The 20907-nt window shown below is 66.4% G+C and carries 18 protein-coding genes; 7 read left to right on the top strand and 11 right to left on the bottom strand.

What is annotated here, in order from left to right; translation table 11 throughout:
* On the top strand, positions 1 to 1727 hold a 1727-nt coding region (locus WBV89_RS11670), incomplete at its 5' end, for a PASTA domain-containing protein (RefSeq protein ID WP_423981523.1).
* A 69-nt stretch (positions 1728 to 1796) separates the two neighbouring features.
* Complete coding sequence (locus WBV89_RS11675; protein WP_423981524.1) at positions 1797 to 2672, top strand: SDR family oxidoreductase; 876 nt, start codon at positions 1797 to 1799, stop codon at positions 2670 to 2672.
* Between the two features lie 31 nt (positions 2673 to 2703).
* On the opposite strand, the gene WBV89_RS11680 is transcribed toward WBV89_RS11675, so the two are convergent.
* On the bottom strand, positions 2704 to 3111 hold the full coding sequence (locus tag WBV89_RS11680; RefSeq protein WP_423981525.1) for an SCP2 sterol-binding domain-containing protein: 408 nt from the start codon (positions 3109 to 3111) through the stop codon (positions 2704 to 2706).
* Positions 3112 to 3259: 148 nt separating this feature from the next.
* On the opposite strand from WBV89_RS11680, the gene WBV89_RS11685 reads away from it, so the two are divergent.
* Entirely contained in the window at positions 3260 to 4513 is a 1254-nt protein-coding gene (locus tag WBV89_RS11685; protein WP_423981526.1) for an aminotransferase class V-fold PLP-dependent enzyme, read from the top strand.
* Between the two features lie 146 nt (positions 4514 to 4659).
* Positions 4660 to 5490, top strand: coding sequence for a class I SAM-dependent methyltransferase (locus WBV89_RS11690; RefSeq protein ID WP_423981527.1), 831 nt, complete (start codon positions 4660 to 4662; stop codon positions 5488 to 5490).
* Positions 5491 to 5583: 93 nt separating this feature from the next.
* On the opposite strand, the gene menC is transcribed toward WBV89_RS11690, so the two are convergent.
* From menC to WBV89_RS11705, 3 genes are read right to left on the bottom strand one after another with little or no spacing between them, the layout of a single operon-like run.
* Complete coding sequence (menC, locus tag WBV89_RS11695; RefSeq protein ID WP_423981528.1) at positions 5584 to 6768, bottom strand: o-succinylbenzoate synthase; 1185 nt, start codon at positions 6766 to 6768, stop codon at positions 5584 to 5586.
* Complete coding sequence (locus tag WBV89_RS11700) at positions 6765 to 7538, bottom strand: GNAT family N-acetyltransferase (protein WP_423981529.1); 774 nt, start codon at positions 7536 to 7538, stop codon at positions 6765 to 6767. Before WBV89_RS11700 ends, menC begins: the two co-directional genes overlap by 4 nt.
* Positions 7535 to 8746 (bottom strand): hypothetical protein, encoded by a 1212-nt coding sequence (locus tag WBV89_RS11705; protein WP_423981530.1) that lies wholly within the window; start codon positions 8744 to 8746, stop codon positions 7535 to 7537. The genes WBV89_RS11700 and WBV89_RS11705 overlap by 4 nt, the downstream gene beginning before the upstream one ends.
* Positions 8747 to 8833: 87 nt before the next feature.
* Between WBV89_RS11705 and serA the strand changes: the two genes are divergently transcribed.
* Together serA and WBV89_RS11715 are read left to right on the top strand one after the other, a co-directional pair.
* A complete protein-coding gene (gene serA / locus WBV89_RS11710; protein WP_423981531.1) occupies positions 8834 to 10396 on the top strand; it encodes a phosphoglycerate dehydrogenase in 1563 nt (520 codons plus the stop codon).
* A 230-nt stretch (positions 10397 to 10626) separates the two neighbouring features.
* Positions 10627 to 12240: a M28 family peptidase gene (locus WBV89_RS11715; RefSeq protein WP_423981532.1), complete on the top strand. Its 1614-nt coding sequence runs from the start codon at positions 10627 to 10629 to the stop codon at positions 12238 to 12240.
* A gap of 56 nt (positions 12241 to 12296) precedes the next feature.
* Here the strand turns inward: WBV89_RS11715 and pyrF are convergent, their stop codons facing one another.
* From pyrF to leuA, 5 genes are all read right to left on the bottom strand, one after another.
* Entirely contained in the window at positions 12297 to 13106 is an 810-nt protein-coding gene (gene pyrF, locus WBV89_RS11720; RefSeq protein ID WP_423981533.1) for an orotidine-5'-phosphate decarboxylase, read from the bottom strand.
* Between the two features lie 42 nt (positions 13107 to 13148).
* A complete protein-coding gene (locus tag WBV89_RS11725) occupies positions 13149 to 14306 on the bottom strand; it encodes a GDSL-type esterase/lipase family protein (protein ID WP_423981534.1) in 1158 nt (385 codons plus the stop codon).
* Between the two features lie 101 nt (positions 14307 to 14407).
* On the bottom strand, positions 14408 to 14596 hold the full coding sequence (locus WBV89_RS11730) for a ferredoxin (RefSeq protein ID WP_423981535.1): 189 nt from the start codon (positions 14594 to 14596) through the stop codon (positions 14408 to 14410).
* Between the two features lie 34 nt (positions 14597 to 14630).
* A complete protein-coding gene (locus WBV89_RS11735) occupies positions 14631 to 15050 on the bottom strand; it encodes a hypothetical protein (protein ID WP_423981536.1) in 420 nt (139 codons plus the stop codon).
* Positions 15051 to 15139: 89 nt separating this feature from the next.
* Positions 15140 to 16885, bottom strand: coding sequence for a 2-isopropylmalate synthase (gene leuA, locus WBV89_RS11740; protein ID WP_423981537.1), 1746 nt, complete (start codon positions 16883 to 16885; stop codon positions 15140 to 15142).
* Positions 16886 to 17118: 233 nt separating this feature from the next.
* Here leuA and WBV89_RS11745 point away from each other — a divergent pair, with 233 nt between their 5' ends.
* The gene (locus tag WBV89_RS11745) at positions 17119 to 18420 is read left to right on the top strand and encodes a DEAD/DEAH box helicase (protein WP_423981538.1); all 1302 of its coding nucleotides are present in this window, start codon (positions 17119 to 17121) and stop codon (positions 18418 to 18420) included.
* A 196-nt stretch (positions 18421 to 18616) separates the two neighbouring features.
* Here WBV89_RS11745 and WBV89_RS11750 read toward each other — a convergent pair whose 3' ends face one another.
* Both WBV89_RS11750 and WBV89_RS11755 read right to left on the bottom strand, forming a co-directional pair.
* Positions 18617 to 19702, bottom strand: coding sequence for an aminotransferase class V-fold PLP-dependent enzyme (locus tag WBV89_RS11750; RefSeq protein WP_423981539.1), 1086 nt, complete (start codon positions 19700 to 19702; stop codon positions 18617 to 18619).
* The gene (locus WBV89_RS11755) at positions 19702 to 20898 is read right to left on the bottom strand and encodes a PrnB family protein (RefSeq protein WP_423981540.1); all 1197 of its coding nucleotides are present in this window, start codon (positions 20896 to 20898) and stop codon (positions 19702 to 19704) included. Before WBV89_RS11755 ends, WBV89_RS11750 begins: the two co-directional genes overlap by 1 nt.
* Between the last annotated feature and the right edge of the window lie 9 nt (positions 20899 to 20907).

Consider the following 20907-nt stretch of genomic DNA (forward strand, 5'->3'; position numbering starts at 1 on the left):
GCGGGGGAGGCATCGGTGCGGCGTCGCATCCCGATTCCCCCGAGCCTTCCGAGGCCGAGCTGACGCCGTCGCCCGAGGAGCCCGAATCCGATGTCGTCGACGAATCCGCCTCGCCGGTCGACGTCCCCGCGGCCGATTCGGAGTCCGATGTCGTCGACGAGTCTGACGTCCCGGTCGACGTCCCGAGGGTCGATTCGGAGTCCGATGTCGTCGAGGAGTCTGACGTCCCGGTCGACGTCCCGACGGTCGATTCGGAGTCCGACGTTGTCGACGGTTCGGATTCCGCCGATGTCGAGCCCGCTCCCGAGCAGGAACCCGACGCCGAGGACGAGCAGGAACCCGACGCCGAGGACGATCAGGAAGCCGACGGTGCGGCGGACGCAGCCACCGTGGCAACTGCGGTGATCGCCGCTGACGTGGTCGAGGCCGCGGCTGTCGACGAACCGGCCGCGGATGACGATTCCGAGCCCGAGTTGAACGCCGACGAGTCCGAAACGGACGCCGCTGCCAGGTCGGAACTCGACCCGGAGTCGGACGTGAAGCCGGACAGCGATTCCGACGACGCCGATGACAGCGATGCCGATGCCACGACTGTGCCGACTGCCGTCACCACGGCCGAACCGGCAGATTCGTCGACCGACCCGGAGCACACGGATGCGCCGGAGGATCCGGCATTGGCCGATCTTCATGCCGAACTCGATGCCTCACCCGTCGCGACCGCCGTGATGCCGATCACCGACACTGCACCCGATCGGACTGCGCCCGCCGGGGGCGAACTCTACGACGATGCACCGTCCCGACGTCGCAAGGGTCCGATCATTGCGATGGTGCTGCTGCTGCTCGTGGGTCTCGGGGCGCTGGCGTACGCCGGTTCGCTGCTGTTGCAGACCAAGTCGTTCACGGTGCCGGTCCTCGCCGGAGTGTCCGAGGCCGAGGCGCTCAACCAGATCTCCGGGAACGGATGGGAACTCGAGACGGTTCGGGAACGAAGCGATTCGTTCCCCGAGCCCGACACCGTCATCCGCACCGCTCCCGGGGCCGGTGTCGAACTCGACGAAGGCGAACCGTTCACCCTGGTGCTGAGTGACGGGCCGGAGTTCCGCTCACTGCCGGAACTCGACGAACTGCCGTTCAACGCTGCGGTCACTGAGTTGGCCGATCTCGGTCTGATCGGGATCGAGGGCGATGACCGTGAGTTCTCCGAGACCGTTCCAGCCGAGGCGGTCATCGTGTGGCAGGTTCAGGGCGACGCCGACGGGGGCATGCGCGCCGGCGCCCAGATCCTCCCCGGTGAGACGATCGTGATGACCCTCTCGAAGGGCCCCGAGCCACGGGTCATCCCCGACCTGACGACCGGCACCGGTCCAGAAGGTCGAACCACGATCGAGGGGATGCAACTCGAGTACGTCCGTGAGGACGACGTGTTCAGCGACACCGTGCCCTCGGGGCAGGTCGTCTCGCAGACGCCAGCCGCAGGTGAATCCCTCGAGCGTGGCGGCACCGTCACCGTGCGGGTCTCCAAGGGCCCCGATGTCGTGGAGTTCCCCGACCTCGACGGCCTCGAGTTCACGGCTGCGCAGGACCTGCTGGTGAAGACGGGCTTCACCGTCGGCAGCCTGCTCGGAACGACCGAGGGCACCTTCGTCGAGGCGACGATCGACGATGAAGACGTTCCCGTCGGAGAGGTTCTCCCGCGCGGCACTGCGATCGACCTGATCTTCCTCTGACCTGTACGGCCCTGGTGAGCGGGTCATCAGATTGAGATGCCGTCGGGTTCGCTGGCTACGGTGCACGACATGACTTCGCTGGATGGCCGGGTAGCGATCATCACGGGCGCCGGCCGCGGGATCGGCCGTGAACACGCGCTGTTCTTCGCCGCCGAGGGCGCCCGGGTGGTCGTCAACGATCACGGGGGAGCGAACGACGGGTCCGAACTGGGCGAGACCCCTGCGGACGATGTCGTCGCGGAGATCCGCGACGCCGGTGGCGAGGCCGTCTCGAACTCCGATGACGTCGCCGACTGGGCCGGTGCCGAACGCCTCGTCCAGACGGCGATCGATGCATACGGCGATCTCGACGTCGTGGTCAACAATGCCGGCATCCTGCGCGATCGCACGATCGTCAACATGACCGAAGCCGAATGGGACGACGTCATCGCCGTCCACCTCAAGGGCCACTTCGCCCCGACCCGGCACGCCGCCGTCTACTGGCGCAGCGAACACAAGGCAGGTCGTGCCAAGCGACGCAACCTCGTGCACACGTCGAGCACGTCCGGGTTGTTCGCCAATCCGGGTCAGGGCAACTACGGCGCGGCCAAGTCGGGAATCGCGACCTTCAGCGAGATCGCGGCGAAGGAGCTGTCGCGCTACGACGTCGTCAGCAACTGTGTCGCGCCCGGCGCCCGCACCCGGCTCACTCTCGCCACGCCGGGTCTCGGCGACATCATGGCGCCCGCCGAGAACGGTTTCGACGAGTGGGACCCCGCCAACATCTCACCGCTCGTCGCGTACCTGAGCACCGACCGGTGCGAGTTCAGCGGCGCGACGTTCCTCGCGCAGGGCGGCATCGTCAAGCGCGTCGAGGGCTGGTCGATCAGCGACACGGTCGAACAGGACTCGAAATGGAGCGTCGAGCAGCTCGCCGAGGCTCTGGCCCCGTTGGCCGACACCTGAGCCGACACCTGGACGGTGCCGTGCACCCGACCTATTCGGTGATGTTCTTGATCTCCTCGGAGATCTTGTCGGTGAACTCGTTCGACGGCAGCATGGTCTGCATCGCCATCAGCTTCATCATGTCGCCCTGAACCTTGATCTTGCCGTTCATGAACGACTGCATCGCGATCGCCGGATCTTGATCGACGAAGAGCGCCTTGGCCGTGTCGTAGTCGGCGGTCACGGTCACGTCGGCGTCGTCGAGCAGGCCGAGTTCCATCACCACGCCGCCCGACGTGGTGTCCAGGTGGGTGTGGACGACCTCGTGGCCGAACGGGACGTCGGTCACGATCTGGTTGATCCGCAGGTCGACCTCGACCTCGGGCACCTGGTCGGAATATTGCGCTCGGATGGAGCGAGCCGCTTCCATCCATTCGTCGGAGAGGAACGGGTGAGCCATAGTTCGGCTGACTGTACTGGCGCAGCACGGAACTCCGATCTCGTGAACTTCTGCGGCGCTCCGTGCGCGAACAGTTCATGAGAACGGCCGGCGGGAGGGGACCGCGGGTCTGGGTCGGAGCGAGGGGCGTCGGACTAGTTTGACGCGCATGGGTTCAACTCTCGATCTGGAGTTCGTGCGGTCGCAGTTCCCGGCGTTCGCGTCGCCCGGCAATGCCGGTGAGTGCTTCTTCGACAACGCCGCCGGGTCCTATGCGTGTCAGCAGACGATCGAGGCGCTCGGCGACTTCTACACCCACACGAAGGTCCAGCCGTACTCGCCGGGCGGTCCGTCGACGGCGGCCGGCGAGAAGATGGATCGCGCGCGCCGGCGTTGGGCCGAGGCGCTCGGCGTCGCGACGGACGAGGTGGTGTTCGGACCATCCACGTCGATGAACACCTACGTCCTCTCCGAGGCGTTCGGGCAGTTGCTCGGGCCCGGCGACGAGGTGATCGTGACCAATCAGGACCACGAGGCCAACACCGGCAGCACCCGTCGGATGGCGGAGCGGGTGGGGTGCACCATGCTCGAATGGCGGACCGATCCGGCGACGGGACTGCTGGACATCGACGAGTTCGCGTCGATGCTCACCGAACGGACCCGGCTCGTCACCGTGCCCCACGCGTCGAACATCGTCGGCAAGGAGAACGATGTCGCACGCGTGTGCGAACTGGCGCACGCCGTGGGCGCTCGGGCGATCGTCGACGGAGTGTCGTTCGTCCCTCACGGAATCCCCGACGTGGGAGCGATCGGTGCCGATGTGTATCTGTTCAGCCTCTACAAGGTGTACTCGGTCCACCAGGGGGTCATGGTCGTGCGGAGTGATCTGATGGAGGAGCTCCCCAACCAGAGCCACTTCTTCAACGCTTCGCTGCCCTCCGCTCGGATGAGCCCGGCCGGCCCGGACCACGCGCAGGTCGGCTGTTCCGACGCTGTGCTCGACTACATCGAGTCGTTGCACCACCACCAGGGCGGAGATCCGGCTGCGTCGCTGCGTCACGCGTGCGCCGATGTCTCCGAACGCTGGCAAGCGCACGAGGATGTGCTGACGCAGCGCCTGCTCGATGCGGTGGACGGCAACGAACAGCTCCGCCTGCTCGGCCCGGCCACGCTCGATGCGACGCCGGGTCACCGTTGCCCGACGATCAGTGTGTCCCCGATCTCGATGGAGCCCGTCGATCTCGAACGCCGACTCGTCGACCGCGGCATCCAGACCACCGCGGGTCACTTCTACGGATGGCGGTGCCTCGACGGGATGGGCGTCGACCCCGAACGCGGTGCGCTGCGACTGTCGTTCGTGCACTACACGACCGCGGACGAGGTCGACCGCGTCGTCGACGCCCTGTCCGACATCGTCACCTGACGACGCCGCAGGCCGTTCTCGTGAACTTCTCCGGCGCTCCGTGCGCGAACAGATCACGAGATCGCCGGGCTGGGGCTGGAAGCGTCACCGGGTCGGTCCCGGGAACTGGTGGATGACCGGGTAGGTGTCTGCGGCAGAATTGGGCGATGTCGAACGACGCGCACGAGCAGTACGAAGCGAATCGCCGAAACTGGGACGAGCGTGCCGGTGTGCATGTCGCGTCCACCGGGTACGACCTCGACCGGCTCCGGAGCAGCTCCGACGAGTTGAGCGACGTCGTCCGCTTCGACCGTCGTTTCCTCGGCGATCTCAGCGGGCAGCGCGCCGTTCACCTCCAGTGCCACATCGGGACCGACACGTTGTCGCTCGCGCGGCTCGGCGCGGAGGTCGTCGGATTCGACCAGTCGGGTGAATCACTCGGGCACGCACGCCGCCTGTTCGAGGTGACGGGGACGCCCGGGACCTTCGTCGAGGGGCGGGTCGACGATGCGGTGGATCTGCTCGGGACGACGTTCGACCTGGTGTACACCGGGGTCGGGGCGCTCAACTGGCTGCCGTCGATCGATCGGTGGGCGAGCATCGTCGCCGGTCTGCTCGCACCGGGTGGGCAGCTCTACATTCGTGAGGGGCATCCGATGCTGTGGGCGATCGACGACGACGCCTCCGACGGGTTGAAGATCACCTATCCGTACTTCGAGACGGTCGAGCCGCTGGTGTTCGACGAGGACACGACCTACGTCGAGCACGACGAACCGATCGTCAACACCCGCACGTACGAGTGGAATCACGGCCTCGGTGAGATCTTCACCGCGCTCACCCGCCACGGCCTCGTCGTCACGTTGCTCGAGGAGCATCGCGGCCTGGAGTGGAAGATGTTCGATCACATGGTCGCGGAGGATGGCCAGTGGAAGCTGCCACCCGAACAGCGCGATCTCGTGCCGCTCATGTACTCGCTGATGGCCACGAAGCCCGCCTGACCCCGCCGGCTGGTCACCGCCCCCGTCGTTCTCGTGAACTTCTCCGGCGCTCCGTGCGCGAACAGTTCACGAGAACGGCGTTGCGCGCGTGGGTCAGGGGGAGAGGTGGATGGTTTCGACCGACGTGGTGACGGAGTCGAGGAACGGTCGGTCGATGTCGAAGCCCATGCCCGGTGTGGTCGGGACCGTGACGTGGCCGTCGACGACCGTGATCGGATCGGTCACGATGTCCCGCGCGTAGAAGCGGGTCGACGCGCTGATGTCACCGGGCAGGGTGAATCCAGGGAGCGCGGCGAGCGCAGCGTTCGCGGCGCGGCCGATCCCGGTCTCGACCATGCCGCCGCACCAGACCGGAACACCGCGGGCGAGGCACAGGTCGTGGATCCGGATCGCCTCCAGGTACCCGCCGACTCGGCCGGGTTTGATGTTCGCGATCTCGCACGCGCCGAGTTCGATCGCGTCGGCGGTGCCCTCGGCAGACACGAGTGACTCGTCGAGGCAGATCGGAGTTTCGACCTCGTCGGCGAGCCGGGCGTGTCCGACGATGTCCTCCTCTGCCAACGGTTGTTCGATGAGGAGCAGATCGAACTGGTCGAGCTGGGCCAGGTGCTGCCCGTCGGTGCGCCGATAGGCGGTGTTCGCGTCGACCTGGAGCGGAACGTCGGGGCCGATCAGGTCGCGGACCGCAGCGACGTGTTCGATGTCCGAGCCCGGCTCGATCTTCAGCTTGATGCGGACGTATCCGTCGTCGATGTATCCCTGGACAGTGGTGAGCAATGCCTCGACGGTGTCGTGGATGCCGACGCTCACGCCGCTCGGGATGCGGCTCGGTCGACCCTTCGTGTCGGTGTCGGTTCCGAGCAACTCGGCGAACGACATTCCGGCGGCACGAAGTTGAGCGTCGAGCACGGCGGCCTCGATCGCGCCCTTCGCCATCGGGTGCCCGTGGACGGAGCGGAGGAGTTCGCCGACATCGGCTGCGTCGATTCCTTCGCTTGCCGCATCGGCGAGGCGGGGGAGCAAGTGCTCGACCATCACGCGCTGCGCTCCGTTGACGTACTCGGCGGAGTAGGTCGGCTCGCCGAGCGCCACGCACTCGCCCCAGCCGTCGATCGCGACTCCGTCGAGATCCGCCTCGACGTGCACGATCAGGATGTCACGGTCGGTTTCGACTCCGAAGCTCGTGCGGAACGGCGAGACGAGCGGCATCGCGATCCGACGCAGTTCGACCTGCTCGATGCGGACCGGCTTCAGCGGTGAGTCGTTCGATGAGATCATGATCCGGATTCGACCACGTACTCACCGTCGGCGGTGAATCCGACTACCCGGTCACCCCGGTCGAGTGCGCCCTGCAGCGCGTCGCGGGTCGCCTGGCGCCAGCGTGCAACGGCAGCGGGATCGGTGCGGCGCAACGTGACGATGTCCTCCGGGGTGGGAACGAGGACGCCGTCGCCGGTCGGTTCTTCTCGTGTGGATCGTTCGTTGCCGTCGACGACCGGCCAGGCCATGAGCAGCCGATCGGATTCGTCGCCGGAATTGATCGAATCGGTCATCGTCCCGTAGAACGACGGCAGGTATTCGTGGGCCTCGGCGCCGAGCACCTCGATGTTGAACCAGGCATTGCGGCGCACGAGCGGATCGAACGTCCACACGATCCAATCGATGTCGTGTTCGGCGGCCCAGCGACGCTGATGCATCTTCATCGCTCGCCCGACGCCCGACCGTCGAGCGCCGGGGAGCAGACCCGTGATGTGACTGTGCAGGGCCGGTCGACCCTGGTGTCGGGCCAGGATCCCGACCGATGCGCCCAGCATCTTCTCGCCGTCTCCGCGCGATTCGAACGCGGCGCTGATGTAGCCGCCAGAGTGCGACACGGCCATCAGGATCTCGATCGTCACGAGCTCGGTCAACGAACCCCAGACCTGCTGGAACACAGCGCACAGCTCGACCATCTCGTCGGCGGAGTGCAGCGTGCGAATCTCGATGTTGTCGGGAGGGTCGGTCAGCGCACGTGGATCGTCGTCGCCGTTGATGTCGATCGTGCTCATGTCAGCTCCGGTGCTTGTTCGGTGTCACGAGCGACACGGTAGGCGGCGCGCACGGCGAGTGCCTCGCGGATCTCGGGGCCGGCCTCGTCGGTGAACTCCGAACGATAGGTGTCGTCGGTGGTGAGGACGACGGTGAAGTACATGCCCGAGAACGCCCCGAGGAACACCGACACCCGGATGAGCGGTTCGCTCAGGATCAGCTGGCGATCTCCGAGTGATGTCTCGAACAGAATGTGCAACTCGTCGAGCCGGGTCCAACCGAGCGCCGTCGACTCCGTGATCCCGAGGAATCCGAAGCCGATGAAGAATCCGGTCAATGCCGCAGTCACGAGCGTGATCTGGAGCGCCTGACCGAACAGGACCACGAGGCCGATGTTGAGCCGCTGGCGGAACCGCAGGGTGCTGGCCGGTGCCCGCTCTGCGCCGGGCGGAAGGATCGGGAGCAGCGGTTCGGCCGGCGTCCCGACCAGGATCCGATCGACGTCCTCCCACTGTTCGAAGTCGTTCACGCCACGGATCGTTCCCGGGACCCGACTGAGGGCGAACGTCGCGCCGAGCGCGAAGAACGTGAAGATCACGATGAAATAGGCGGGGCCGTCGAGCGTCCCGGCCATCTCCCAGACCTCTGCGTTGACGAACAAGAACGTGTTGAACAGCAGGAGCAGCGGCAGCGCCCGCGCCACGAGTGACCCGAGGCTCGCGAGTTGACGGCTGCCGCGACGAGCCCCCCAGCGCAGGAGCGGACCGACGCCGTACGACGACCACAGGTAGATCAGCGCCAGGAGAACGAGCGCGAGTGCGACGCTCTCGAGCGCGTCCCCCGGTTGGCCGAAGAGCAGTACGGGCAGCGCCGGCCCGACCACGAACAACACCAGCTCCGGGGCATCGATGTCGGTCGGTCGGGCAAACGTGGCGACGTTGCGCAATCGGTTCGACAGCGCCCACACGGCGATCAGCACCATGATCACCACGGCCGCCGCCGCGAGGTTCTGAGCGAAAGTCCAATTCCGCAGGTCGAGCGCGTTGAACCCGAGGAGCAGGTAGGCGCCGACCAGGAGGGGGAGCGCCCGCGTCCAGGCATCGAGCACCGACCCGTCCGTCGACCGCTCCACGAAGTGGGGAAGCCCGCGCTCGACGAACCACGTCTCGATGTCGTCGAGCGCGCCGTCGATCTCGGCATCGGGGAGTGAGGGAGCGCCGTCGGCCACGCACGCAATGTACGCCGGTGCCGCCTGCCACTTGACGGATCGTTCAATCGGTGGCGAGGCGGCGTGTGGAGCCGATAGGCAGTGGGAATGGCACGCATCCTGGTCACCGAAGAGATCGCCGAGGGCGGCCTCGATCGCCTCCGCGAAGCTGGACACGAGGTCGACACCCGGCTCGGACTGTCTCCGGACGAGCTGATCTCGGTCGTGCCGGGAGCCTCGGCATTGATCATCCGCTCCGCGACGCAGGTCACGGCCGACGTGCTCGCCGCTGCGTCCGACCTCATGGTGGTCGGCCGGGCCGGCATCGGGCTGGACAACGTCGACGTCGAGGCAGCGACCGCCCAGGGTGTGATGGTCGTCAACGCACCGCAGTCGAACATCGTCTCGGCGGCGGAGCACACGATGGCGCTGCTGCTCGCCTCGGCGCGCAACGTGCCCCAGGCGCACGCGGCACTCGTCCAGGGCCGTTGGGAGCGCAGCAAGTGGGAGGGTGTCGAACTCGTCGACAAGACCCTCGGTGTCGTCGGTCTCGGCCGGATCGGCAAGCTCGTCGCCGATCGTGCGAAGGGTTTCGGGATGCGCCTCGTCGCATACGACCCGTTCGTGTCCGAGGACCGCGCCCGTCAGATGGGTGTGGAGCTGCTCGACCTCGATCAGCTGATCGCCGAGTCGGATTTCCTCACCGTCCACCTGCCCAAGACGCCTGAGACCATCGGACTGATCAACCGTGACCTGCTGGTCAAGGCGAAGCCCTCACTGCGCGTCGTGAACGTCGCGCGCGGCGGGATCGTCCACGAGCAGGATCTCGCCGACTGCATCAACGACGGCATCATCGCCGGTGCGGCACTCGACGTCTTCTCGAGCGAGCCGATGACCGAGTCGCCGCTGTTCGACATCCCTTCCGTGGTCGTCACGCCGCACCTCGGCGCGAGTACCCGTGAAGCGCAGGACAAGGCCGGCGACACGATCGCGTCGATGGTCGAACTCGCACTCGCCGGAGATTTCGTGCCGTTCGCCGTCAACGTGAACGCGACCGAGGCGAACGAGACCGTCCGGCCGTTCCTGCCGTTGGCCGAGCGTCTGGGCAGCATGTTCCAGTCGTTGGTCGGCGCGACGCCCGACGTGCTCGAGGTGTGTGTCGAGGGCGAGATCGCCGGCTACGACACGCGCATCATCGAGCTCGCTGTGCTGAAGGGATTCTTCGGTTCGATCTCGGAGGATCCGGTCACCTACGTCAACGCACCGCAGCTCGCCAAGGACCGCGGGCTCAGCGTCCGCGAGGTCAACTGCGCGACGTCGGCCGACTACGTCAACCTGCTCACGGTGAGCGGCAACGGCCACTCGATCGGCGGCACCCTGTCGGGTCCGCGCGCCGGACAGCGCGTGGTCAGCATCGACGGGGTCCCCTTCGACGTGCCGCCGGTCGACAACATGGTCGTGATCACCAACGACGACCGCCCCGGAGTCATCGGCACCGTGGGCACGCTGCTCGGTGAGGCCGAGGTCAACATCGCCGACATGGACGTGAGCCGTACCGACGACGACAAGGCCGTCATGCTGATCGCTCCGACCAAGCGCGTCCCGAGCGCGATCCTCGACGACCTCCGCGCCGCACCCGGCATCGTGAGCGTCGTCACCCTCTCCGCCTGACCGACACGCGGCCCACGACGGGCCGTTGACACCGCGCCACCTGCGATCTCGTGAACTGTTCGCGCACGGAGCGCCGGACAAGTTCACGAGAACGGCTGCGGGGGTGGATTCGAACCAATACCCGGGGTCGCGGGTTTGAGCCGCACGAAGTTGGGTACCCTCACGCACGGTGGGCGGATGACCACTCTGCACGCTGGGGCGGCAGGTGTGGACCAACGAAAGGTGAACCTATGGCATTCAGCCATCGAAACCGACGCATCGCTGCGTCACTCTCCGTTCTGCTCGCCGCAGTCTCGGTACCGAGCATCGCCTCGGCCGGTCCGTCGCAAGCGGGATGTGAGAACCAGAACCTCAACCAGACCGACAAACTGCTCAATTGTGTGGATGCCGACGACGTGGTCGGCCACCTCGATGCGCTGCAGGCCATCGCCGACGCCAACGGGGGAACCCGCGCATCGGGCACGCCCGGCTACGACGCATCAGCGGAGTACGTCGCCGACCTGATGGAGGACGCCGGATACGACGTCACCATCCAGGAGTTCGACTTCACACTCTTCACCGAGGTCTCCAGCTCGTTGAGCAACGACGGTCAGCCGGTCGAAACTCAGACCTTCTCGTTCTCGGGTTCGGGATCGATCACCGATGGCAACGTCATCCCGATCGACCTCGACCTCGGTCTCGGGAACAATTCGACTTCGGGCTGTGAAACCGCCGATTTCGACGGACTGGACTTCTCGGGTGACAGCGACATCGCCCTCGTCCAACGCGGCTTGTGCTCCTTCGGGGACAAAGCGACCAACGCGAACGACGCGGGGGCCGAGGCCGTGATCATCTTCAACCAGGGCAACGCAGAGGGTCGGTTCGACCTCATCAGCGGCACCCTCGGCGAAGGCGTCGTCGGTACGGTCAACATCCCGGTGCTCGACGTGTCATACGACGACGGCGTCGCATTGATCGACGCCCAGAACGTCGACCTCGCAGCGGAGACGGTCAACGACACGAAGAGCACGTCGAACGTGATCGCCGATCTTGAGGGAGTCAACACCGACAACGTCGTGATGGCGGGTGCACACCTCGACTCGGTCCAGGACGGTCCCGGAATCAACGACAACGGGTCCGGCTCGGCGACGATCCTGGCCACTGCGTTGGCGTTGGGCAACAACAAGAAGTTCACACCGCAGAACAGCTTGCGTTTCGCATGGTGGGGAGCGGAAGAGTCCGGACTGATTGGCTCGACCAACTACATCTTCGATCCTGAGTTCGGAATCTCCGACGAGGACTACGAGAAGTTGGCGCTGTACCTGAACTTCGACATGGTCGGTTCGCCGAACTTCATCTACGGCGTCTACGACGCTGACGAGTCGACGTTCCCCGCTCCCGTGGTCGTCCCGCCGGGCTCGGCGGAGCTCGAGGACCTCTTCGAAGCCTTCTACACCATCGAGGGTGTGCCGTACGAGGACTCCGAGTTCTCGGGTCGTTCCGACTACCAGGCGTTCATCGACGCAGGCATCCCGGCGAGCGGTTTGTTCACCGGTGCGGAGGAGATCAAGACGCCCGAGCAGCAAGCGATCTGGGGCGGTATCGCCGGCGAACAGTTCGACCAGTGCTACCACGAGGCGTGTGACACGATCGACAACGTGAGCATCGAGGCGCTCGATGTCAACGTCGACGCGATCGCGTATGCGATCTACAACCTCGCCGCCTCGACCGAAGCGGTCAACGGTGTTCCCGGTGTCGACGTCAAGGGCATCACTCCTGCCGACGTCGAGTTCGACGGTCCCCAGGGAACCGTTGGCACGAGCGGCGGCGGCTTCGACGCCGACCACGCCCACGCCGTCAGCTGAGTATCGATGTGATGGAGACTGCCTGATCGTGACGGGTGGGGTTCCGACCCACTCGGTCACGCGGGCAGGTCGGAGGCGGTGCGCAGCGCTTCGCTGCGCGCCGCTTCCGCGAAATCCGCGCCGTCGCTCGCGTAGAGCACCGCCCGCGACGAGTTGACGATCAGACCGCGTCCGGCGGGCGCGGCGCCGTGTTCCATGACGGTGGCGGCATCTCCACCCTGGGCTCCGACTCCGGGGACGAGCAGCGGAAGGTCGCCGACGATCGAGCGGACATCGGCCAGTTCGGTCGGATAGGTGGCGCCCACGACCAGACCGCAGTCGCCGAGTTGTGACCACTCCTCGGCCACCTTGCGCGCCACGTGGGTGTAGATCGGTGAACCGTCGGCCACCAACGACTGGAAGTCGTCGCCACCCGGGTTGCTCGTGCGACAGAGCAGGATGACCCCGCCGTCACCGGGGTGGTCGAAGAACGGTTCGACCGAATCGGTCCCCATGTAGGGGTTGACCGTGACCGCGTGGGCGCCGTAGCGGTCGAATGCCTCGCAGGCGTAGTGGGTCGCCGTCGACCCGATGTCACCCCGCTTCGCGTCGAGGATGAGGGTGACGTTCGGATACGCCTCGCGGATGTAGTGGCAGATGTTCTCGAGCGCGTCCTCGTCCCCGCGGCTGGCGAAGTATGCGATCTGCGGTTTGAACGCGCATGCGATGTCGGCGGTCGCGTCGATGATCGCTCGACAGAACCGCTCGGTGGCGTCCGGAGCGTCGGCGATCACCGCCGGGTAGCGGTCCGGGTCGGGATCGAGTCCGACGCACAGCATCGACCCGGCCGACGACCACGAGCGTTGGAGCTGGTCATGGAATCCCACGGTGGCGCAAGCTATCCGACGTCGAACGGAATTGTCGGAGGGTCAGCCCGGTGTCAGGACCATCGCCGCCGGGCCCTGATTCGGAGTGTTGTCGCACGCCCACTGCCCGCCGGTCGGCTGACTCCAGAGCAGTGTCAGACACTGGCCCATCGCCTGCTGGCCGGAGGCGTTCGGGTGGACGCTCTCCTCGAGGTCGCCCTGGAACACCCCGGTGCCGACCCAGCGGGACCACTCGGCCGTCGCGCCGTTGGGGCCGCGACCGCCGACCCGTGTGGCCTGGTTGGAGCAGTTCTCGTTGCCCTGGAATGCGTTGCGGTAGTCGAGGAACTCCGCGCCGTTGTCGACGGCGACCGCGCGGAGATTGTCGGCGATCTGGGGCACCAAGCTGTCGCGGGCCCAGGTGGCATCGGCATCCCAGAACGGGCATCCACCGGTGGTGAGTCGGCTGTAGCCGCTCTGCGAGTAGCGGATCTCGTTGCCGCGTGGCACCGGTGAGGGGTACGACACGACCACGAGGCGGTAGTCGGAATCGAGGTACCCGGCGTTCGCCATCGTGGAGCGGATCGCATCGATCGACGCGTCGACCCCCGCCATCGCACCGGGCATGCGTTGGTCGACGAGTGGCTGCTGGTCGTCGAGGCAGAGGTTCGGGTATGCCGACGGCGAGGTGGAGAACTGCAGGGTGCAGGACACGATGATGTCGGAGAAGCCGAGGTCGTTGCCGCCGATCGACAGCACGATCATCTCGACGTCGTTCGCCTGTGCCACCGGAAGCAGCTGCGCGCTCTGGGGCGCTTCTCCCTTGTACGCCGTGTCGATGATCGCCGAGGTGTCGGCACCGGAGCAGGCGAGGTTGATCTTGTTCTGCACACCGATCGAGTTGGACAGGATCGGGGCGACGTCGCTGCGGTGGCATCCGTTGCCCACCGTCCCCGGGTAGACGGCGCCGACGTCGTAGAACCACGAGAACCATCCCGAGCGTCGGTACGCCCGGTCGGTGCCGTTCCGAGATGCCCAGGAGCTGTCGGAGTTGCCGTTCCAGCGCCCGGCTTCACCCGAGATGAAGCTGTCGCCGAGCGAGACGATCGCGGTCGGCCCGGCACCAGGTGTCGCCTCGACGCCACCTGCCGACAGCCCGATCGGCAGTGCTGTCGCCGCGAGCGCACCGACTCCGATCGCGAGCTTCGTGAACGTCTTCATCGCGTCTCCCCCGGGTCGTGTCAGCGGCCGAACATAGCCGACCGACCGATGCGGTGGCGCGAGTTCGATCGGTCGCCCCGATCGGAGAGTTCCGTCGCGTGTTACTCGACGCTGATGGCGGCGGTCGGGCACATGTCGGCCGCCTCGTTCACCTTGTCGTGCAGCTCCGCGCCCGGCTCCTCCTGGAGGATGTAGAGGTAGCCGTCGCTTCGGACCTCGAAGACCTCCGGGCACACCTGCATGCAGGCGCCGGTGGATGCGCAGACGTCGAAATCGACCGAGACCTTCATGGAGGGGTACCCCTTTTCGTTGCGGAACTGACCTTCAGCTCTTGGCTTGACGGTAGCCGTCGGCCGCGGCGGCTTCGGCACTCTGGTAGCAGCGGTCGGCATTCGTACGTGGATAGAAACGACCGTCGGGGACGTGGAAGATTCCGGAGTTGTCGTTTGCCTTGACCGGGTGCGTGATCGGGCACGAGCCGTCCTCGGCAGCCGACACCCAACCCCCCGCCGATGCGTCGTTCGATCGTGCCTCGGGCGCGTCGACGAGCGAGTTGACGATCGATGCACCGGCCGTGGTCGCTTGTGGCGCGTTCGGTGCTCGAGGTGGGAGCGGGGGCCATTCGGCCGGTCCGGCGGGCTCGACGCTGTTGTGGTCGCGCCACCACGAATAGGCAGCACCGCCGACGGCTGCGATGAGTGCGACCCAGAGCAGACGTCGGACGGAGATCAGCAGCCAGCTCATCCCGCCGAGAGTATCAATCCTCGGCTCCTCGACGGGGGAGCTGGCTCGGCCCGGCCGACGTGGGGAGCACGCTGGACCGACCCGGAGCGTCAGGCGGTCGCGTGACGTTCGAACGCGGCGAGAACGCCGCGCAGGCTGGCGGTGGTGATGTTCGAGCTCCGTCCGACACCCCAGCGCGTCTCACCGTCGCCTCGGACCGTCTCGAGATACGCGACGGCCATGGTGTCGGCACCCTGTCCGATCGCGTGCTCGGCATAGTCGAGCACGTCGAACTCGCCACCGACCCGCGCTCCGAACTCGCCGAGCAGCGCCGCGACGAACGCCTCGACCGGTCCATCGCCCTCGCCGCGCACCGATGTCGCCTGGCCATCGACCTCGACCTGGGCCTGGATGACGGTGCGCCCCTCATCCTCTGCGGCGCTCGTGTTGAGTTCGTGCGAGCGCAGCTTGAACGTCGGCTCGACGGGCAGGTACTCGGCCTGGAACTGATCCCACATCACCCCCGGGCCGATCTCGGTCCCGGTGTCCTCGGTGATGTGTTGGATCGTCTTCGAGAACTCGATCTGCAGGCGGCGCGGCAGGTCGAAACCGTGCTCGGTCTTCATCACGTAGGCGACCCCACCCTTTCCCGACTGGCTGTTGACGCGGATCACAGCCTCGTAGGACCGCCCGACGTGCTTCGGGTCGATCGGCAGGTAGGGCACCGCGAACTTGTCGTATTCGCCCGTGTCGGTGTCGCGTCGCTTGTCGAGCGCGTCGAGCCCCTTCTTGATCGCGTCCTGATGGCTGCCGGAGAACGCGGTGTACACCAGGTCGCCGACGTACGGATGCCGCGGCGAGACGGGCAGTCGATTGCAGTACTCGGCGACGCGCCGCAGCTTGTCGATGTCGCTGATGTCCAGTTCGGGGTCGACGCCGTTCATGAACAGGTTCATCGCCAGGTTGACGACGTCGACGTTGCCGGTGCGTTCACCGTTTCCGAACAGCGTCCCCTCGACCCGGTCGGCGCCGGCCATCACTCCGAATTCGGCTGCGGCAACCGCACACCCGCGGTCGTTGTGGGGGTGCAGCGACACGATCACGTGGTCGCGTTGCTTGATCGTCCGCCCGAACCATTCGATGACGTCGCCGTAGACGTTGGGGGAGTAGCACTCGACCGTCGCGGGCAGATTGAGGATGATCGGATCGTCCGCCGTCGGTCCGACGACGTCCATCACGGCCTCACACACCTCGATCGCGTAGTCGGGCTCGGTCAGCGTGAAGCTCTCGGGGCTGTACTCGTACCGGATCTCGGTCGTCGATCCGTCGGCGCGTGCGGGCAGTGCGGCTTGCTGTGCCTTGCACATCTTCGCCCCGTTGACCGCGACCTGCTTGATCCCGGCCTTGTCGAGATTGAACACGACCTCGCGCTGCAGTGGGTTGGTCGAGTTGTAGAAGTGGACGATCGCCCGCGGCGCTCCCGCGAGTCCCTCGTACGTGCGCTCGATCAGCTCCTCACGGCATTGGACGAGCACCTGGATCCACACGTCGTCGGGGATCAGGTCGTCCTCGATCAGTTGGCGCAGGAAGTCGAAGTCCGGCTGGCTCGCGGACGGGAAGCCGATCTCGATCTCCTTGAAGCCCATCGCGACCAACTCCTGGAACATCCGCATCTTGCGCGCGGGGTCCATCGGGTCGATGAGCGCCTGGTTGCCGTCACGCAGGTCGACCGAACACCACGTGGGGGCGGTGTCGATCACGACGTCGGGCCACGTGCGGTCCGTGAGCACGACCGGGACGAACGGCGCGTACTTGTCGAAGGGCATCTGATTCGGGGTGCTGGTTTGCGGGGGCATTCGGTTCTCCAATGTGTGGTCGAACAATTGCGGTCGGTACAGGGCAGGCCGAAAAACAAAAGAGCCCCCGGCCGGGAGGGGCGGGGGCTGCGGGCGAGCGCGAGTATGTGGTCGCTCGCCCTACATAAGAAGGAGCAGACGGTGGTTCACGGAGTGCACCATAGCACGGCCTTCGTCGCCTCCTGCCACCGTTCTGAATGCCGGGTCGGGTTGACGGTACGCTCTCGGACAACATGACATCACAACAATCCCGACGGGGAGCGCCCCGTCGACAGCGGACGCGACCCTCCGAGCCTCACGATCGCGACCACGTCAACACCTCGAATCTCACCTCCTTCAACACGCTGCCGCCGGTCGAAGCGCCGACCGGATTCGCCGAACTCGGAGTCCCGCCACGGATCGACGACGGCCTCGCGGCGTGTGGATTCGCCCAACCGTTCAACATCCAGACCGAGGCGATCCCCGTCGCGATGCTGGGACACGACGTGTGCGGCCGAGCCAAGACCGGCTCCGGAAAGACCCTCGCATTCGGAATTCCGATGCTCGCCCGGATCACCGACAAGGCGTCGCCGATGCGTCCGCTCGGCTTGGTGCTGGTGCCGACTCGTGAGCTCGCCGTCCAGGTCGCAGAGGTCCTGCAGCCGGTCGCGGACCACGCCGGAATGAAGGTGCTCCCCGTCTACGGCGGAGCCTCGCGACACCACCAGGTCGAGGAGATGGCCAAGGGCGTCGAGATCGTCGTCGCGACCCCGCTCCGCCTGATCGACCTGATCAAGTCCGACGAGATCAACCTCGACGACATGCAGATCGTCACCCTCGACGAGGCCGACCGCATGGCCGACGACGGGTTCACCCCGCAGGTCGAATGGATCCTGCGCCACTGCACGAACCGCAACCAGACGATGCTGTTCTCCGCGACGCTCGACGGCGACGTGGGCCACTTGATCCGGGCGTACCAGACGAACCCCGAGACCGTCGCGATCGACGAAGCCACCGACACCGTCGGCGAGATGCTCCATCTCTTCCTCGGGATCCATCACATGGACCGCGACAAGGTGATCGGTTCGATCGCCAAGGGGATCCCGAAGATCATCGTGTTCTGCCAGACCAAGCGGCAGTGCGATCGGGCGACCGAGAAGCTGCAGGACCTGGGCATCGATGCCGAGGCGATCCACGGCGATCTCCAGCAGCGCACGCGCGAGCGCGTCATGCGCAAGTTCGCCGAGGACAAGCTGCAGGTGCTCGTCGCGACCGACGTCGCCGCACGCGGGATCGACATCGACGACATCGGAGCGGTCATCCACTACGAGCCGGCGAAGGACGTCAAGGACTACCTGCACCGCTCGGGCCGCACGGCTCGCGCCGGTCGCACCGGGTGGGCGGTCACGTTCGCCGAGTACAACCAGGTCACCCAGGTCCGGATCCTGCAGCGGATGCTCAGCATGGAGCCGAGCAAGCCGGTCGACGTGTTCTCGAACGACGTCCGCCTGTTGAAGCTCGAGACGTTCGGCGACGACGTCAAGTCCACCAAGTAGAGACAGAGCTCTCGCCTGCGGGTGGCACACTGAGCCCGTGGGGGCTCGGAACATGCCGGAGGCCGAGGTCGACGTCACAGTCGATCTGCGGTGATCTACCTGGTCGAATCTGCCGACAACGCGACGATGCGAGCGCTCGGGTACTCGATGCTCGGGTGGTTGTTCCCCGACCTCTCAGATCGCTGATCCTTCGGCCTCAGGGCCGGAGATGGGCGATGACTTCGTCGATGTCGTCGGCGCTGACGTGTACATGGGGTGACATCCGGATTCCGTTCGGGCGGTGATCGACGCCGATGCCGGCCCGAGCGAGCGTCTCCGCGATGTCGGCACCAGCGTCGACGATGCACGTGCCACTGCGCCGTTCGGCGTCGTGCGGGCTGACGACTCGGGATCCGAGCGCGTCGATCAGCTGATCGGTCAGGGCGAGATTGTGGCGACGGATCGTCTCGACCCCGATGTCATGGATCGTGTCGATCGAGTGTCGGGCCACCGTGAAGGGGAGCACGGTCGGGCTCCCTCCCCAGAACCGGAGCGCGTCGTCGGCGTAGCGGAAGCGATGGATGTCGAACTCGAACGGTTCGGCGTGTGAGAACCATCCGACGTCGTCCGGCTCGTACCGATCGATCGAGGCGGGATCGGCCCACAGCCACCCGGCACCGGGCCCGCCGCTGAGCCACTTCACGCACGACCCGACGACGAAGTCGGCACCCCAGCGACCGACGTCGATCGGGATCACCCCGACCGACTGGGCGACATCGACGATCGCGATCGCGCCCCGCTGATGCGCGAGGCCGACGACATCTCGCACGGGAACGAGTTCACCGGTGTTCGAGTGGACGTGGGTCACGAGCACGACGTCGACATCGGTGGTGAGGTGCTCGCGCCACACCGCCGGGTCGGTCGCGTCGCACGAACGGTCGATGTAGCGGACCTCGAAGCCGACATGTTCGGCGACGTACCCGAGTGATGGGAAGGTCTCCTCGGTGAGGAGCATCGTCGGCCGCTCCGCCAGCCCGCCGATCGATCCCAGGATCTTCGTCAATCCACTCGACACGTTGCTCTGTGGGCAGATCGCACGCGCGTCGGTTCCGAGCAGCCGGGCCAGCGATGCTCGGAAGGCGTCGATCGATTCGAGCCAGTGCGGCCAGGCCTCGGCGGTGTCCAACTCCCACGCATCGAAGTACCCGGTCGTCGCGTCGCGAGTTCCACGGACCGCGAGACCGATCGAATGGCTGAGCAGATAGACGCCGTCGTGCTCGACGAACCGGTCGTGGCCGCTCATCAGCGCAGCAGGGCGCGCAGTGCGGCCAGATCGTCGCGACGGGTCGGGATGTCGTCGCGGTCGGCCGCGATTCGCCGATCGCGGAGTCCTTCGAGCGCGCGCACGAGGACGTCGAGCGGTGGTCCGCTGGCGGTGATCGTCTCCAGGTGCTCCGGCGGGATGTCTTCGGCGGGCCGCTCGATGAACGCGGCGACCAACTCGTCGTGGTGGTGGGCGGCCACGGCCCCGTGCGCGGCGCAGACATCGAGGTAGGCGGCGGCATTCTCCTGGAACCACGTCTCGTTGCTCACGTCGGCGTGAGCGAGCAGGCCGTCGAGCAGGTTCGGGTGGGTGAACGAGTGTTGGAGCCGCCGCTGCTCGTCCGGAGGCAGGTACGGGATCTTCTCGACGACCACCTGGGTGTAGGACGGATCGGTCGGGCTGCACAATCCGAGCAGCAGATCGACCTGGTTGAACGCCGCGAAATCGCCGGCATTCGCACCCCGGTACTCCTGGGAGCCGACGCGGTAGGGCTTGTAGTACGGCCGGACGGAGAAGAAGAACTCGTCGACATCGAGCACTCGCCCGAGTTCGATGTTCAGGGCGAGCGCCTGGTCGAGAGCGTCCTTTGCGGCCAGCAGCAGATCGTTGGCGGCGGGATGCGAGATGCCCATCGGATGGATTCGGCCGAGGGCGTCGGCGGCGCGCATGTAGGCCAGCGACGAGCGGGTGTTGTAATCGAGGAAGATCTTCTCGTCGGCGCCCCACGTGAAGGTGCGATAGACACCGTTGACCGCTCGGTTGTACGTCTCCATGTGACTCGCCACGAACCGCGGTGCGGTGCCGACGGTTGCCCCCAGATGGAGCGCGAGTGTCGACGCCTCGACGAGCGGCGAGGTGCGTTCGCGTGACGGTTCGGTGATCTCGTGGCGCCGACACGCGGCCATGTAGTACCCGACGTTGCCGAGCAGCTCGAACGCCCGGTCGAAGCCCTCGTCGGTGTTGCCCTCCTCGATGAGTGGGGTGATCAGCTCGCGTCCCTCGTCGCGCAATTTCGCCTTGATCTCGTCGCCGATGCCGTGCACGTTCGCGCGGTTCTCCTGCGCGGCGTAGACGTTCTCGAGGCGTGTGTTGAGGTCGACGAACCGACCGCGGATCCAGGCATCGAACGCAGCGACCCGAGGTGTTGTCGCCGAGTGCTGCTGTGCTTCGATCATCGTGGAGGG

The organism is Ilumatobacter sp. (assembly GCF_049588435.1).
In the GTDB taxonomy this organism is placed as follows: domain Bacteria; phylum Actinomycetota; class Acidimicrobiia; order Acidimicrobiales; family Ilumatobacteraceae; genus Ilumatobacter_A.